Here is a 15923-nt window from a genome sequence, read left to right as displayed (position 1 = left end):
CGGCCACCCGCCCCGAAGGCACAATAGAGGGTTCCTCGGAGCCCCGCATGCGCCTCCTCCCGTCCCTTCTCCCAGCCCTCGTTCTTGGTGCCCCCCTCATGGCCCAGGCCCTCTCGCCCGTCCAGGAACGGGCCGACCGCTTCCTCAAGCTGGTGAATGCCGGCTACCAGTCCCTCTACTACGTGAGCCAGCAGGCCACCTGGGCCGCCTCCACGGACGTGAAGCCCGAGCATGACGCCGGGGCCGAGTGGGCGGGCAAGGCCTTCGCCGCCTTCAACGGCAACCCCCTGGTGATCACCGAGGCCAAGGAACTGCTCAAATCCCGGGCCCAGCTCGACGAGAAGACCGTGCGCCAGCTCGAGCGGGTGCTGCTCATGCCCTACGGCGCCGAGGGGCCCATGACCAAGCCCGAGCTCGTGGCCGCCCGCATCGAGGCGGAGACCAAGCAGGTCTCCATCATGAACGGCTATCAGTTCAAGGTGGGCGGCCGGCCCGTCAGCGCCAACGACATCGACAACAAGCTCGCCTCCAGCCGGGACCTGGCCGAGCGCCTGCAGTGGTGGGAGGCCAGCAAGGAGATCGGCGTGCCCCTGAAGGATGGCCTGGTGCGCCTGCGGGACCTCCGCAACGGTGTGGCGCAGGAGCTGGGCTATCCCGACTACTTCGCCCTCCAGGTGGCCCGCTACGGCCTCACCACCGACGAGATGATGGCCTTCAACCGGAAGTTCCTGACGGAGCTGAAGCCCCTCTACCTGCAGCTCCACACCTGGGTGAAGTACGAGATGGCGAAGAAGTACGGCCAGCCCGTGCCCAAGGCCATCCCCGCCCACTGGATCAACAACCGCTGGAGCCAGAACTGGACCGGCTTCGTCAGCGCCGTGGACTTCGATCCCTACTTCAAGGGCTGGCAGCCCGAGCGCATCGTGAAGACCGCCGAGGCCTTCTACGTGGGCCTGGGCTTCGATCCGCTGCCCGTGAGCTTCTGGGCCAAGTCCGACCTCTACCCCGTGAAGGCCGGTGATCCCCGCAAGAAGAACGCCCACGCCTCCTGCTGGCACCTCGACCTGGACCACGACATCCGGTCGCTGATGAGCGTGGAAGCCAACGCTGAGTGGTTCGAGACGGTCCACCACGAGCTGGGCCACGGATACTACTTCATGAGCTACACCCGCCCCGACGTGCCGCCCCTCCTGCGCGACGGCGCCAACCCCAGCTTCCACGAGGGCGTGGGCGAGCTCATCGCCATGGCCACCCGGCAGATCCCCTACCTCAAGACCGCGGGCGTGCTTCCGGCGGACTACAAGGCCGACCAGATGCAGGTGCTGCTGAACGATGCCCTGGAGGTGGCCATCCCCTTCATGTACTGGGCCTGCGGCACCATGCCCGAGTGGGAGGCGGAGTTCTACGGCAAGAAGATGCCTGCCGACCAGATGAATGCCCGCTGGTGGAAGCTCGTGCGCGACGAGCAGGGCGTGGAGCCGCCCAGCCCGCGCGGCGAGCAGTTCTGCGACGCCGCCACCAAGACCCACATCAACGACAACCCCGCCTACTACTACAGCTACGGCTGGGCCACCGTCTTCAAGTTCCAGATGCACGACCACATCGCGCGGAAGATCCTCCACCAGGACCCCCGCAGCTGCAACTACGCGGGGAACAAGGAGGTGGGCGCCTTCCTGAAGAAGATCCTTGAGAAGGGCGCCACCGAGGACTGGCGGAAGGTGCTGAAGGAGGCCACCGGCGAGGACCTCTCCACCCGCGCCATGATGGACTACTTCAAGCCCCTGATGGCCTGGCTGGAGCAGCAGAACAAGGGCCGGCAGATCGGCTGGGAGTAGCGATGGCAGAGGTTCCCAAGGCCCGCGTGGTCAAGTCCCTCACCCGGGACCGCCACATCCGCCTGTCCTCCATGGACGCCAGCCCCCTGTGGGACGGCGTCCGGCGGGGGCATCCGCACCTGGAGCCCGCGGCCTGCGGCTGCCTCACGGAGCTGCTCACGTCCACCGCCCTGCTCCAGAGCCGCACGTTCTTCGCCGAACGCCTGCAGCTGCTCGTGAAGGGATCCGGCCGGGCCAAGGCCGTGGTCTCGGACAGCTGGCCCGATGGCACCATCCGGGGCGTACTCGATCCCGGGCCCGAGGACGTCGCGGCGTGGATTCAGGGCCCCGGCGTCTTCCAGGTGATGCGCTCCAACGCCACGGGCCAGCCCTACGTGGGTCATCTCCCCGTGGTGGAGGGCGGCATCCAGGTGCAGGTGGAGCACTACCTCCAGCAGTCGGAGCAGATCCAGGCCAGCCTCACCCTCTGGTGCGACGCGGGCACGGGCGAGGCCGGGGGCCTGCTGGTGGAGCCCCTGCCGGACTGCCCGCCGGAGCGCCTCGCGCGACTCGTCCAGGCCATCGAAGGCCTGGAGGTGGTGCCCCTCTGGGACCGCACGCCGGACTTCCTGGCCGCCTGGGTGTCCCAGGGCGAAGGTGCCGACGAGCTGGCCGCCACGGACCTCTTCTACCGCTGCCGCTGCACCCGCGAGGCCCTGCTGGAGACCCTGCGCCGCTTCCCCGAGGACCAGAAGGAGGACCTCTTCAAGGAGCCCGGGGCCCTGGAGGTCCGCTGCGACTACTGCGGGACGATGTACCCCATCACCCGTGAGGACCTGCTGCCATGAAGACCCGCGTGGCCATCGCTGAACGGGGCCGTCCCCTGGGTTCGCCCCTCTCCGTGTGGCTGAATTTCCGGGTGGTGCCCTTCCTGGTGGCCGGCCTCACCAAGCTCTGGTCCTACACCCTGCGGGTGCGCCGCGAGGGATTCGGTCCCGTCGAGGATCTCGTGGACCGGGACCAGCGCATCATCCTGGCCTTCTGGCACCGCCGCCTCTTCATGATGCCCCTCTCGTACCCCTTCCACCGGCGGAACGCCCAGGGTGAGACGCGGGGCGTGGCCATCCTCTCCAGCGACAGCAAGGACGGCGAGCGCAGCGCCGCCACCTGGCGCTGGTTCGGCATCCACGCCGTGCGGGGCACCGCGAGCGAGGACGGCGCCAAGGCCTTGGTGCGCATGATCCAGGCCGTGAAGCAGGGCTGGGACTTCGGCATCACCCCCGACGGCCCCCGCGGACCCCTTATGCAGTTAAAGCCCGGCACCGTCGCCCTGGCCCGCAAGACCGGCGCCTGGATCATCCCCGTGAGCCTCACCTACGACCACAGCTTTGAGCTGAAGACCTGGGACCGCATGGTGATTCCTTATCCGTTCGCCACCTGCGTGGTCAAGTACGGAGCCCCCTACCAGGTTCCGCCGAAGGCGGACGATGGCGCTGAAGCCGTGCGGCTCCAGCGCGACATGGATGAGCTGGAAGCGTGGGCGGAGGGCTTCTCCCGTGGCTGAACTCGCCGTCGTCTCCCTCTCCGGCGGCATGGACTCCTGCGTCACCGCCGCCATCGCGAAGGCCCAGGGCTTCGAGCTGGCCCTGCTCCACGCGGACTACGGCCAGCGCACCCAGGCGCGCGAGAAGCAGGCCTTCCGCGACATCGCGGGCTTCTACGGCGTGCCCGAATCACGGCGCCTCATCATCGGCTTCGACACCCTCAAGGCCATCGGCGGCTCGGCGCTCACGGATGCCTCCATCGCCCTCCCCGAGGGCGATCCGGAGCGCCAGGGCGTGCCCGTCAGCTACGTGCCCTTTCGCAACGCCCACCTGCTGGCCACCTGCGTGAGCTGGGCCGAGGTGCTGGGCGCCACGGCCATCTTCGTGGGCTTCGTGGAGGAGGACAGCAGCGGCTACCCCGACTGCCGCGAGGCCTTCCTGAGGAGCTTCGAGCAGACCGCCAACCTGGGCACGAAACCCGAGACGAAGCTCACCTTCCACGCTCCCCTCATCCACCTCCGGAAATCGGAGATCGTGCGGAAGGGCCGCGAACTGGGCGCGCCCCTGCACCTCAGCTGGTCCTGCTACCAGGGCGAGGCGGAGGCCTGCGGCCACTGCGACTCCTGCCACCTGCGGCTGCGAGGGTTCAAGGAGGCGGGGCTGGCGGATCCCATCCCGTACGCCTTCATCCCGGAAGGCCTGAGGCCCGGTGGTATCGTCTAGAACGTCGCCCAGCCGTGATATGGGACACGGGAGCGTCCTTCCTTCCAGGCGGTCCATGCGAGTCACCCTGGTCCACCCTTCGGGGTTCAACTTCATTCCCGGACAACCGGACTTCTCGGTGCTGGCCAACCGGATGGCGCCGCTCGGCATCCTGTCGCTGGCCGCCTGGCTGGAACGGCACGGGCATGCCACGGCCGTCTACGACTGCCTCGGCCCCCTGGCCCCGGCCTCCCTGGAGGCCCGGGTGGCCGAGATCCTGGGCACGGAGCCGGACCTGGTGGGGTTCTCCGCCACCACCTCGGGATTCATGGATGCGGTGGACCTGGCGGCCCGGCTGAAGGCGGCCCGGCCCGGGCTCCGCATCGTGGTGGGCAATGTGCTCGCCTCGAGCCTGGGGGCGCCGCTCCTGGGATGCTTTCCCGAGCTGGACTTCCTGTGCGTGGGCGAGGGCGAGGGCCCGCTCCTGGACCTGGCGGAGGGCAGGGCCCCTGCCGCCATCCCCAATCTGGTGTGGCGCGACGGAACCCGCATCGTCTCCAATCCGCGTCGCCCGCGGCTCATGGATCTGGATGACCTTCCGTTCCCCGCCTACGAGAAGCTGGCCGGATTTCCCAAGGGCTACCACCTGCCCCTCTTCAGCTACCGGCAGCGGCATGGCGCCTCGATGATCACCTCGCGGGGCTGCCCCTACACCTGCTCCTTCTGCGACAGGACGGTCTTCGAGCACCAGTACCGATACAACAGCCCGGCCTACATCCATGCCCACATGAAGCACCTGCGGGACCATTTCGGCGTCCATCACGTCAATTTCTACGATGACCTCTTCACGGCCCACCAGGGCCGTATCACCGAGCTGTGCCAGCGCCTCATCGATGAACCCCTCGGCATGGAGTTCAACTGCATCATCCGGACCGGGCATACCTCGGACGACCTGCTCCGCCTGCTGAAGCGGGCCGGCTGCGTCATGGTGAGCTTCGGTGTGGAGAGCGCGGACCCCGGTCTGATGGCGCGGCACAAGGCGGGCGTGACGCTGGAGGCCGTGCGCGCCACGGTGGAGAAGGTCCACGCCGCGGGCCTCAGGGCCAAGGGGCTGTTCATCTTCGGCCTTCCCGGGGAGACGCCGGAGACCTTTCAGCGCACCAGCGATTTCATCCTGTCGCTGGACCTGGACGACATGAACCTCACCAAGTTCAGCCCCCTCCACGGCGCGCCCCTCTGGGCCGAATGCGTGGCGGGCACCGAGGGCGAGTTCATCGAGGATTGGCGGCTGCTGAACTGCGTCAATCCGGTGTTCCTTCCGAAGGGCTTCGAATCGCGGGAGCAGATGGACACCCTGTACAACGCCCACATCGAGCGGTTCTACAAGAGCAAGGCCTACCAGCGCCGGTTCGGCCGCCGGGTCTGGGAACACCGGTGGAGCCTCTGGCATCTGCTCCGCCACCTGCCGAGGGTGTGGGCCGCCAAGCGCTACTTCACCTCCAAGGCCTCCGGCGGCGCGACGGCCTATGACCGGCACCCCCGCCAGCCGGTGGGGCTGGTGCCCAGGCCCCTTGGCCATGGCATGCCTTCTTGAGGGAGGGTTGGCAGGGTTTTTTGGGACAATGGGTGGTTTCGGCATCTGCCTCACCCTTCTTCTGCTGGATGGACCATGGCCACTCGTAAAACCCCCCAGGCGTCACTCCCCGATCCGCTGCCCCAATTCGTCGTCACGCGCCCCACGGGGGAGCTCGATACGTTTGCGAGCCCGCGGCCGGGGCGGCCGTTCACCATCACCTTCGAGACGGAGGAGTTCACGTGCCTCTGTCCGCTGACGGGCCAGCCGGACTTCGCCAAGCTGCGGATCCTCTACCAGCCGGACCAGCTCTGCGTGGAGTCCAAGTCGCTCAAGCTCTACCTCTGGAGCTTCCGCGACAAGGGTGCCTTCCACGAGGCCGTCACCAACCAGATCCTCGACGACCTGGTGAAGGCCACGAAGCCCCAGTGGATGCGCGTGGAAGGCGACTTCCTCATCCGCGGCGGCATCCGCACGTTGGTGGTCGCGGAGCACGGGAAGAAGCAATGAAACCGCGAAAGACGCGAAATGATGCGAAAAGGGCGTGTCTTGCTTTCGCGCCCTTTTGCGTGGTTTCGCGGTTCCCATGAAGGCCGTCATCGCCCTCGGCTCGAACCTCGGCGACCGCCGGGCGCACCTGGATGCCGGGCTGGCGGCCCTGCGCTCGCTGGGCGCGGTGCTGCCCTCGCCCCTGGTGATGGAGACACCGGACGAGTCCGGCCGGGGGCCCGCCTACCTCAACACCGTGGCCATCCTGGTGACGGAGGAGGCCGATCCGCGGCGCCTGCTGGAGTCGCTGCTGCGCCTGGAGCTGGCGAACGGCCGCGACCGCAGCACAGGGAAGAACGCGCCCCGCACTCTGGACCTGGACCTCATCACCACGGACGGCCCGCCAGGTTCCTGGACCTGGGAGAGTCCGGCGGACCTGCGCGCCCTCGGGCCCGAGCTGACCCTGGAGCTGCCCCACCCCCGCGCCTTCAGCCGCCCCTTCGTCCTGGAACCCTGGCGAGCCCTGTCCGATCCAGGGGCGTGCGGCGGCATGATTCCCCAAGGCCGCGCCTGAAAAAGCCCCCGGAGTGCGGGGGCTTATCAGGGGGGTCGGGGCGGCCTACTTCGTCCAGCGCTCGCACCAGCCGAGGACGGTCTCGTACCAGAGCTTGCTGTTCTGGGGCTTGAGGACGAAGTGGAACTCGTCGGGGAAGTAGAGCAGCTCGCTGGGGATGCCCCGGAGCTGCAGGGTGTTGAAGAGCTGGAAGGCCTCGCCCACGGGCACGCGGTAGTCCAGCTCGCCATGGACGACGAGCATGGGCTTCTTGAACTGGGCGGCGGCGCTGCTGGGGCTCTGGGACTGCCAGCGGGCCTTGGTTTCGGCGCTCTCCCAGGGCCAGCCCTTGAACTCCCAGCGGGGGAACCACAGTTCCTCGCTGCCCACCTGCATGCTCTCGGTGTTGAAGATGCCGGCGTGGGTCACGAAGGCGGCGAAGCGGTCCGCCTGGTGCCCGGCCAGCCAGTTGGTGGCGTAGCCGCCGTAGCTGCCGCCGCAGGCCACCACGCGCTTGGGATCGGCGTTGGGGAACTGCTTGAGCACGGCGTCCAGGGTATTCATGAGGTCGGTCATGACGGCGCCGTTCCAGTCGCCGCTGATGGCGTCCGTGTAGGCCTGGCCGAAGCCCGTCGACCCGCGGGGGTTGGGCAGCACGGTGATGAAGCCGCGGCCGGCCCAGGCCTGGGCGTTCCAGCGGGGGTGCCAGCTGTCGGCCCAGGCACCCTGGGGGCCGCCGTGGATGACGAAGGCGACGGGGTAGGTCTTGGCCGGGTCGTAGCCCACGGGCTTCACCACGAAGGCGTGGGCCTTGGTGGGTTTACCCTGCACGGGCACAGTGTCCACCCAGAGGTCCTCGCCGGGGTTGAGGCCCAGCTCTTTGGCCAGGGCCTCATTATGGTGCGTGGCGCGAGCCACCTTGCCGGTCTTCAGGTCCAGGGTGTAGAGGTCCTGGGGTGTGCTGAGGCTGGTGGAGACCAGCACGGCGTGATCTTTCGCCAGCGCGAAGCCCTCGACGTGCAGGCCCTTGCTGAGGCGCTGGAGGCCCTGGTCGTTCCAGCGGAAGAGGTCCGCGTGGCCCTGCTGGTCGCTGACGGCCACCAGGTCCTGGCCCTGCCACTGGAAGTCGCCGAAGCTCTGGTCGAAGGCCTGGGTGGTGCGCACGACCTTTCCGGCCGTGCGATCGAACACCCACAGCTCGAACTTGTCGGATTCGAAGCCCGGCCGGCGCTGGGCGCGCCAGGCGAGGGCCTTGCCGTCCGGCGAGTAGCGGGGCGTGGTGTCCATGGCCGGGTTGTCGGAGAGCTTCATGGCGGGGCCGCCGGAGAGGGCCACCTCGTAGATCTCGCCGTTGGTGCTGGTGGCCTTGGTCTGCTCGGGGTGGGTCTCGAAGGCCAGGGCCTTGCTGTCGGGGGCCCAGTCGAAGCCGTCCCCGGCCGCCACGTCGGCGAAGTTGGGTACGTCCGTGGCGAGGCCGGCCGTCAGGTCCCGAGGTGCGGCACTGCCGTCGGCGGGCACCACGAAGAGGTGGCTCACCTGCTGGTCGTCCTTCCACTCGTTCCAGTGCCGGTACATGAGGTGGGTGATGACGCGGGCCTTGACCTTGCTCTCCTCCTGGCGCTTCAGGAAGGCCACGTTCTCGGCCTCGCTCCCCGAAGGCACGGTGGTGGAGAGGAAGGCGATCCACTTGCCGTCCGGGCTCCACACCTGGCCTTCGGCGCCGCCGCTCAGCTTCGTGAGCTGGTGCTTCTCATGAGTGCCGAGGTCCACGATCCAGATCTGGCCGCCGGACTGGTAGGCCAGCTTCTTCCCGTCCGGGCTGAAGCGGGGCCGGGTCTGGCTGCCGGCGCCCAGGTCCAGGGCCTTCGCCTCGCCGCCGGCGGGCTTGTACCAGACGTGGGTGGTGGTCTTGTTGGCGGTGATGTCCGGGGCGCCCACCTGGTAGGCCAGGGCTCCCGTGGCCGAGAGCTGAGGATCGGTGACGCGCTTGACCTTGAACAGGTCGTCCACCTGGAGGGGACGGGCGGCGAGCAGGGGCAGACCTGCGGCGAGGAGGAGGATCTGGGCCTTCATGGGGACTCCGCGATCAGTATTCAGAGAGGAGGTGGCGGGCGATGACGGTGCGCTGGATCTCGCTGGTACCTTCACCGATGGTGCAGAGCTTCACGTCCCGGTAGTACTTCTCCACCGGGTAGTCCTTGATGTAGCCGTAGCCGCCGAGGATCTGCACGGCCTGGTCCGCCACGCGGCAGGCCACCTCCGAGCTGTAGAGCTTGGCCATGCTGGCGGCCTTGGCGTAGGGAAGGCCCTGGTCCTTCAGGCCCGCGGCGCGGTAGATGAGCAGGCGGGCGGCCTCGATCTCCGTGCCCATGTCCGCCAGCTTGAACTGGATGCCCTGGTGATCCGCCAGGGGCCGGCCGAAGGTGTGGCGGATCTTGCTGTAGCGGAGGGCCTCCTCGAAGGCGCCCTGGGCCATGCCGAGGCCCAGGGCCCCGATGCTGATGCGGCCGCCGTCGAGGGTCTTCATGGCCTGCTTGAAGCCCACGCCCTCCTCGCCCAGGAGGTTGGCCTCGGGCACCTTCACGTCCTCCAGGATGAGCTCGGAGGTGTCGCTGGCGCGGAGGCCCAGCTTGTTCTCCTGCTTGCCGGCCCGGAAGCCGTTCATGCCCTTCTCGAGCACGAAGGCGCTGATGCCGTCGGCGCTGCTGCGGCCCGGAAGGGAGGGCCGGGTGCGCGCCATGACCACGAAGATGTCGCCCACGGTGCCGTGGGTGATGAAGGTCTTGGTGCCGTTCAGCACGTAGTGGGAGCCCTCCTTCTTCGCGGAGGTGCGCAGGGAGCCCGCGTCGCTGCCCGACCCCGGCTCCGTGAGGCCCCAGGCGCCGATGGCCTTGCCGCTGGCCAGGGGCTTCAGGTAGGCCTGCTTCTGGCGCTCGTCGCCCATGGCGTAGATGTGGTTGCTGCAGAGGCTGTTGTGGGCGGCCACGGTGATGCCCACGGAGCCGTCCACCCGGGAGAGCTCCTCCACCACCACCGCGTATTCCTGGTAGCCCATGCCGGCGCCGCCGTACTCCTCGGGGAAGATGACACCCATCATGCCCATCTCGCCCAGCTGCTTCACCACCTCCATGGGGAAGGTCTTGGTCTCGTCCCAGGCCATGACGTGCGGGCGGATCTCCTTTTCGGCGAACCGGCGTACTTCCTGGCGCAGGGCTTCGACGTGCTCGGGGAGCGTGACATCCATGGGGGCCTCGATTCAGCGGAGGGTGGCTGTGCTGGGAGCGGGGGCGCGGCTCAGGAGCTGCTTCTTGCGGAGCAGGGTCTCGGCCTCTGGCATCACCTCCAGGCCCTTGAGGATCACCGGATCCTTCTCGCACTGGAGCTTGAAGCCGGCCTCCACGCCGAAGGCGACGTTCTGCATCTCGATGGAGAGCTGCTCCCGCATGGCCTCCAGGTGGGTCTCCCAGTCCTTGTCGCTGATGGTGAGCTTCTGCTCCTGGGCCCAGGCGCGGAACCGCGCCATCACGGCATCATCGGCGCGCTCGCCGGGCCGGATGCCGAAGCGCTCCTTCTCCTGCACCGCATACCGGAAGAAGGCGGAGTAGCGGAAGCGGAGGTTGATCATGAACTCATCGAGGCGGACGAGGGGCATGGGATAGTCCGGATTGATACCGCCCCCGCCGTAGACCGTGCGGCCCAGGTCGGTCTTGAAGGCCGGACCCTGGGGCTTGGGGTCCTTCTCGTCCTCGGGGTTGTAGTAGTCGTCCAGGCCGTGGGTGTAGTCCCGCTGGATGCTGCGGCCCGAGGGGGTGTAGTAGCGGGCGGTGGTCAGGGCCAGGCCCCGGGAGCGGTTGATGGGCAGCACGCTCTGGACGAGGCCCTTGCCCCAGCTGGTCTGGCCGACGACGACCCCGCGGTCGTGGTCCTGGACGGCCCCGGTGACGATCTCGCTGGCGCTGGCCGAGCCGCGGTTGATGAGGACCACCAGGGGGAAGGGGTCGAGCTGGGCGCCCTTGCTGGTGCGGGTCTGGTTCTCGTCCCGGCCGTCCCGGCCCTTCTGGCTCACGATGAGCTGGTCGGGGCCCAGGAGCTGGCGGCAGATCCCGATGGCCGAATCCAGGACGCCGCCGCCGTTGCCGCGGAGGTCGAGGATGAGCTGCTTCATGCCCTGCTTCTTGAGGGTGGCCACAGCCTTCTCGAACTCGTCCGAGGTGGTTTCGCCGAAGTCCTTGATGAGGATGAAGCCCGTCGTGGGATTCAGCATGAAGCTGTAGTAGACGCTGTTGGTGGGGACCTCGGCGCGGGGGATGGAGAAGCGCAGCAGGTCGGCGATGCCCGAGCGCTGCACGGCGATCTCCACCAGGGTGCCCTTCTCGCCGCGCAGCTTCTGGAGGGCTGCGTTGGAGGTCATGCCCTCGGTGTTCGTGCCGTCGATCTCCTTGATGATGTCGCCGGACCGGACGCCCAGGCGCTCGGCCGGGCCGCCCTTCATGGGGCTGATGATGGCGATGCCCTGGTCGTGCTGCTGGATGATGGCGCCGATGCCGAAGAAGGAGCCCTTCTGTTCCTCGCGGAGCAGGCGGAACTCGCTCTCGTCCATGTAGTTCGAGTGGGGGTCCAGGGTGTGGAGCATGCCCTGGATGGTGGCGTGGGTGATCTGGCGGGGGGTGGGCGGCTCGGGGCTCTGCTTCTGCACCAGGTCCATGACCTCGGTGAGGGTGTCCAGGCCCCGCTGGCGGGCGCCCTCGGCGCCGGATCGGGCCAGCAGGGGCCCCGCCACGGCGACCGTGGCGGCCACCACCATCCACATCCAATTGCGCGTGATGAAACGGGCCATGAGGCTCCCGGGGAGTGTCCCTCCAGGATACGCCCCGCCTACAGGGTGGGCGAAGCGCGGTTTTATCAGAACCCCTCGAGGATCCGCCGGGCCGTGGGAGCCATGCGCTCCCGGCTGGCCCGGGTGGCGTGGACGATGCCCTCGAACTGCCGGTAGGCGAGTTCAAGGTCGTCATTGAGGATCAGGTAGTCGTAGGCGGGATACAGCTCCAGCTCGTGGCGGGCATGCTCCATGCGGATGCGGATCTGCTCGTCCGAGTCCTTGCCCCGGCTGCGCAGCCGCTGCTCCAGGGAGGCGGCGGAGGGGGGCAGGATGAAGATCATCCGGGCTTCGGGCATGGTCTGGCGCACGTTCAGGGCACCGGTGGTCTCGATGTCGAGCAGCACGTCGCGCCCCGTGCCCAGCACGTCCTCCAGCCAGGCGCGGCCTGTGCCGTACCGGTGGCCGTAGACCTGCACCCACTCCACGAAGCCGCCCTCCGCCACCATGGCATCGAACCGGGCCTCGTCGATGAAGAAGTAATCGCGGCCGTCCACCTCGCCGGGGCGGGGTTTCCGCGTGGTGAACGAGATGGAGAAGATCAGGTCCGGGACGCTCTGCACCAGCCGCTGGGTCAGCGTGGACTTGCCCGCGCCCGACGGCGCGGAGACCACGAACACGTTGCCGGGATGCTGGGTCAAGGGCCCCTCCTCCTCCCACTTTAGCGGAAGCCGGGCTGGCGCCGGGTTCCGGCGGGGGTAGCATGGGCGTCTGGAGGTCCCATGCGCGCCCTGATTCTCTCCCTCGGCTGTGTCCTGGCCCTGTCCGCCCAGGAAAGCCCCCTTCCCAAGCCCACGGCCCATCACCTGGCCATGAAGGAGCAGGCCGGCACCTGGATCGCCGTGGCGAAGATGTACATGGACCCGTCCAAGCCGCCCGTGGTGTCCAAGGGGACGGAGACCAACACGCTCGTGTCGGGCGGGCTGTGGCTGAAGTCCGAGATGCACGCCGAGATGATGGGCCAGGCCTTCGAGGGGCATGGCCTCTTCGGCTACGACACCCTCCAGAAGGCCCACGTGGGCGCCTGGGTGGACAACGGCGGCACCTGGATGGCGGTGTCCAAGGGGACCTGCACGAACGACTGCCGGGAGATGACCCTCTTCTTCGAGGGCCATGACGAGGCGGGGAAGCCCCTCTCCTTCAAGGAGGTCCACACCCAGCCGGACCACGACCACCGCTTCGCGTCGATGTTCGTGAAGGGCAAGGACGGCGCCTTCGTGAAGCTCATGGAGATGGAATACACCCGGGCGAAGTAGGCGCGACGCTCCTCGACGTTGCTACTGGAACTCCTCCGGCTCCTCGGGCACGGGCTCCGGCGCGCGCTTGAAGATGGCCGAGGCGCTGCGCCGGCCGTCCATGACGATGTGGACGGGCTCGTCCAGCCGCGTGTGCACCAGGCAGCCCGAGCGCCAGACCTCCGGCTGCCGGCGCAGCCAGCCCCAGTCGAGCAGGCTCGTGCCCCGGGGGTAGGGCACCGTGAAGTAGCCGATGTTCAGGGACGTCACGTTGTGGAAGAAGTGCGAACCCAGGGAGGCGTCCGCCTGGAAGTTCTCCATGGCGTACTCCACGATGACCTGGGCGCAGGAGATCATGGACCACACGATGGGGATGCCCAGGTGGCGGTCGTTGCTGCCCCAGCGCCCGGGGCCCAGCAGGACGTACTTCCCGCCCTCGGCGCGGAAGCGGTCATTGAGCTTCTCGATCTCCGCCGCCAGGGCGGGCGTCTCGAACTTGTCGAAGCCCCCGGGGTCCACCCACACGACGTCCCGCAGGCCCTCCACGATGCCGTTCCCCACGCACTTCTCGGAGAAGAGGAAGAGGTCGGCCGGATCGAGGTCCGCCGAGGACAGGTTCACGTCCCCCGTCTCCATGAGCTGGTGCTTGATCTGGAGGAGGGTGAAGGTGGGCTTGCCGTTGTGGGGATCGGGGTCGAGGTTCACGGCGAACTCGAGCTCCACGGGCGTCTCCATGGCCCCGCGGATCAGCTCCAGCAGCCGCTGGAGGATCGGGGCCAGGGGGAACTGGTCGTACTTGAGGATGTTCCGGAAGTTCACGATGCGGGGCCCCGGGCGGTCAAGGCCATCCTGGATGCGATCGTCGTTCCAGTCCCAGACGGAGGCGCAGTGCTGCAGGGCCCCATCCGCCTCCGCCTCCTGGATGTCGAGGCTGAGCAGGGTGGCGTCCTCCCCGGCGTAGAGGTCCACGGAGGTTCGGCTCATGTCCAGGGCGTAGAAGCGCTTCTGGGTGGTGCGCAGCTGCTCCCTGGGGGGCAGCATGTCCATCTCGGGGTAGGGCGGCGCGAAGCAGTAGGCCTTCTCGCCCTCCACCACGTACTTGCCCAGCCCCACGGCGATGCTGGCGATGCCGTCCTGCGGCAGCGTATAGGCCACGGGATAGTAGTTGAAGGACTGGGCCACGCCGGAGATGTGGGGGTAGAAGCGGCTGCCGAAGCGGCGCCCCGAGACCTCCTGGATGAGGATGGCCATCTGCTCTTCCTCGATCTTGTAGTCGATGGCCTGGAAGTAGGCGCGGGAGGCCTTCGAGTAGACCGAGGCGTAGACCAGCTTGATGGCCTCCATGAGCTGGACCTCGCGGACGGCGGGATCGGCGTCGTTGTTGGGCAGGAAGAAGGTGCTGTAGAGGCCCGCGAAGGGATGGGAGAGGCTGTCCTCCAGCAGGCCCGAGGAGCGCACGGCCAGGGGCACCTTGGCATGCTTGGTGAGGAAGAGCCGCAGCTTGGCGATCAGCTCCGGCGACAGCGAGCCCATGAGGAAGCGCCGCTTGATGGCGTCGTCGTCGGCGTCGCTCTGGACCATCTGCCTCAGGCCGTTCCGGTGGATGAAGCCGGTGAATTCCTCCGTGCCGATGATGGCGGAGCGCGGGATCCGGATGTTCGCGCCGGGGATCAGGCTCTCCAGGTCCAGCCGGGAGAGCAGGGAGTGGGTGAAGGCCACGCCCCGCGCCTTGCCGCCCATGGAGCCGGAGCCCAGGCGGAGGATGTTGGGCTCGTCCCGGGGCGTGGATTCCGTGAGGGGGATCACCTTGCCCAGGGTCCGCATGCGCTGCACGTAGTCGCCCACGTCGATGAGGAAGGTCCGCATGTCCTCCGGGTCCCGGTAGTCGGAGATGCGGAAGCGGGCCAGGACCTTGGCGACCTGGACCTCGCCGCGGGCCATGATCCAGGAGGAGAAGTGGTTGCGCAGGGCGTGGTAGACCAGGGATTCGGCCGGCACGGTGCGCAGCTTCTCCCGCAGGTCCTCCATGTCCGTGGCCCGGGCGATCTCCTCGCCGGCCTGGTTCCGGAAGATGAAGTCGCCGAAGCCCAGGCGTTCGTAGAAGAAGCTCGAGAGCTCCGCACCCAGGGTGAACGAGTTCTTGTTGAGGAAGCCGCTGCCCAGGGCCGTGGCCCAGGATTCCTTCAGGGGATCCGAGGACTGGAGCAGGGTCGGCAGGTCCGGGATCCGCTCCTTCAGGGCGCGGATGAGCTTGATGCCGGCCTCGCGGTCGAGGGTGCCATCCTTGGGGAACTTGCGGTCCGAGATGACGCAGAGCAGGCAGTCCTGGAACTGGTCGCAGAAGGCCATGGCCTCCTCGTACGAGGTGGCCAGGATCACCTTGGGGCGGACGCGCATGGACAGCGTGCGCGTCATGCGGTCCATGTTCTGCTCCTTGGCCAGGCGCGTGGTCTGCTTGAGGATCTCGCTGTAGAGGATGGGCAGGTACCGCGAGTAGTAGCGGATGCTGTCCTCCACCAGGAGGATCACGCGGGTGAGGCCCACCTTGGTGTCGTTGAGGACGTTGGCCCGGTCCTCCATGAACTTCACCATGGCCATGAAGATCTCGGGGTTCCCGTTCCACACGAAGATCTGATCGTAGTGGCGCAGCAGCTCCTGGCGCCGGCGGTCCATGACGCCCACTTCCACGTTGTCGTTGAGCAGCAGGTAGATGGGGATCCGCGGCGCGGCCTTGCGCAGGGCGCGGGACAGCTCCACGTGTCCGCCCTGGCCCAGGCGGCTCATGACGATGATGATGTCGAAGTGGCGGCTGGCGCAGCGGTCCAGGGCCTCGTCCACCGTGGACACGTTGGTCACCCGGGGCGGGTTGCTCATGTTGAGCTGGTAGTAGCCGTCGAAGAGGATCTCGGTCAGCAGGCCGTCCTGCTCCAGCGTGAAGGCGTCGAAGGCCGGGGCCACCAGGAGGATCTCCCGGGTGCGCAGGGGCATGAGCTCGTGGAAGATCTCCTTGTCCGTCGCGTACTTGTGGAAGATCTCGTTGAAGTCGCGACTGATCATCTGAGGGGCCTCGGTTCCACCGCAGTTTACTGGTCCGGGCACAAAAAGGGGGGCCGCGGACGGCCCCCCTTTTTGTGCCT

General features: G+C 67.9%; 13 protein-coding genes. 8 read left to right on the top strand and 5 right to left on the bottom strand.

Features of this window, described 5'->3' with window-relative positions; genetic code table 11:
- The first annotated feature begins 47 nt into the window (after positions 1 to 47).
- The 7 genes from MLG87_RS10660 to folK all read left to right on the top strand — a co-directional run bounded on the left by MLG87_RS10660 (position 48) and on the right by folK (position 6696).
- On the top strand, positions 48 to 1835 hold the full coding sequence (locus MLG87_RS10660; protein WP_243295157.1) for a M2 family metallopeptidase: 1788 nt from the start codon (positions 48 to 50) through the stop codon (positions 1833 to 1835).
- 2 nt (positions 1836 to 1837) lie between these two features.
- A complete protein-coding gene (locus MLG87_RS10655) occupies positions 1838 to 2662 on the top strand; it encodes an Hsp33 family molecular chaperone HslO (protein ID WP_243295156.1) in 825 nt (274 codons plus the stop codon).
- Complete coding sequence (locus tag MLG87_RS10650; protein ID WP_243295155.1) at positions 2659 to 3378, top strand: lysophospholipid acyltransferase family protein; 720 nt, start codon at positions 2659 to 2661, stop codon at positions 3376 to 3378. Before MLG87_RS10655 ends, MLG87_RS10650 begins: the two co-directional genes overlap by 4 nt.
- Positions 3371 to 4081: a 7-cyano-7-deazaguanine synthase QueC gene (gene queC / locus MLG87_RS10645; RefSeq protein ID WP_243295154.1), complete on the top strand. Its 711-nt coding sequence runs from the start codon at positions 3371 to 3373 to the stop codon at positions 4079 to 4081. Before MLG87_RS10650 ends, queC begins: the two co-directional genes overlap by 8 nt.
- Before the next feature lie 55 nt (positions 4082 to 4136).
- Positions 4137 to 5654 carry a B12-binding domain-containing radical SAM protein gene (locus tag MLG87_RS10640; protein WP_243295153.1) on the top strand — a complete coding sequence of 506 codons (1518 nt, stop codon included), beginning with the start codon at positions 4137 to 4139 and terminating at the stop codon, positions 5652 to 5654.
- Between the two features lie 75 nt (positions 5655 to 5729).
- Complete coding sequence (queF, locus tag MLG87_RS10635; protein ID WP_243295152.1) at positions 5730 to 6143, top strand: preQ(1) synthase; 414 nt, start codon at positions 5730 to 5732, stop codon at positions 6141 to 6143.
- Between the two features lie 76 nt (positions 6144 to 6219).
- Positions 6220 to 6696, top strand: coding sequence for a 2-amino-4-hydroxy-6-hydroxymethyldihydropteridine diphosphokinase (gene folK, locus MLG87_RS10630; RefSeq protein ID WP_243295151.1), 477 nt, complete (start codon positions 6220 to 6222; stop codon positions 6694 to 6696).
- Positions 6697 to 6741: 45 nt separating this feature from the next.
- On the opposite strand, the gene MLG87_RS10625 is transcribed toward folK, so the two are convergent.
- From MLG87_RS10625 to gmk, 4 genes are all read right to left on the bottom strand, one after another.
- Positions 6742 to 8748, bottom strand: a complete 2007-nt coding sequence (locus MLG87_RS10625; RefSeq protein ID WP_243295150.1) for a dipeptidyl-peptidase 5 — start codon at positions 8746 to 8748, stop codon at positions 6742 to 6744.
- Positions 8749 to 8761: 13 nt separating this feature from the next.
- Entirely contained in the window at positions 8762 to 9919 is a 1158-nt protein-coding gene (locus tag MLG87_RS10620; protein ID WP_243295149.1) for an acyl-CoA dehydrogenase, read from the bottom strand.
- A 12-nt stretch (positions 9920 to 9931) separates the two neighbouring features.
- Positions 9932 to 11512 (bottom strand): S41 family peptidase, encoded by a 1581-nt coding sequence (locus MLG87_RS10615; RefSeq protein WP_243295148.1) that lies wholly within the window; start codon positions 11510 to 11512, stop codon positions 9932 to 9934.
- Between the two features lie 65 nt (positions 11513 to 11577).
- Complete coding sequence (gmk, locus tag MLG87_RS10610) at positions 11578 to 12192, bottom strand: guanylate kinase (protein WP_243295147.1); 615 nt, start codon at positions 12190 to 12192, stop codon at positions 11578 to 11580.
- 81 nt (positions 12193 to 12273) lie between these two features.
- Between gmk and MLG87_RS10605 the strand changes: the two genes are divergently transcribed.
- Positions 12274 to 12807 carry a DUF1579 domain-containing protein gene (locus MLG87_RS10605; protein ID WP_243295146.1) on the top strand — a complete coding sequence of 178 codons (534 nt, stop codon included), beginning with the start codon at positions 12274 to 12276 and terminating at the stop codon, positions 12805 to 12807.
- Positions 12808 to 12828: 21 nt separating this feature from the next.
- On the opposite strand, the gene MLG87_RS10600 is transcribed toward MLG87_RS10605, so the two are convergent.
- Positions 12829 to 15843 carry a PEP/pyruvate-binding domain-containing protein gene (locus MLG87_RS10600; RefSeq protein ID WP_243295145.1) on the bottom strand — a complete coding sequence of 1005 codons (3015 nt, stop codon included), beginning with the start codon at positions 15841 to 15843 and terminating at the stop codon, positions 12829 to 12831.
- Positions 15844 to 15923 lie beyond the last annotated feature (80 nt).

It is taken from the genome of Geothrix mesophila (assembly GCF_022808835.1).
GTDB lineage: Bacteria > Acidobacteriota > Holophagae > Holophagales > Holophagaceae > Geothrix > Geothrix paludis.
This window is presented reverse-complemented; position numbering and strand designations above follow the sequence as displayed.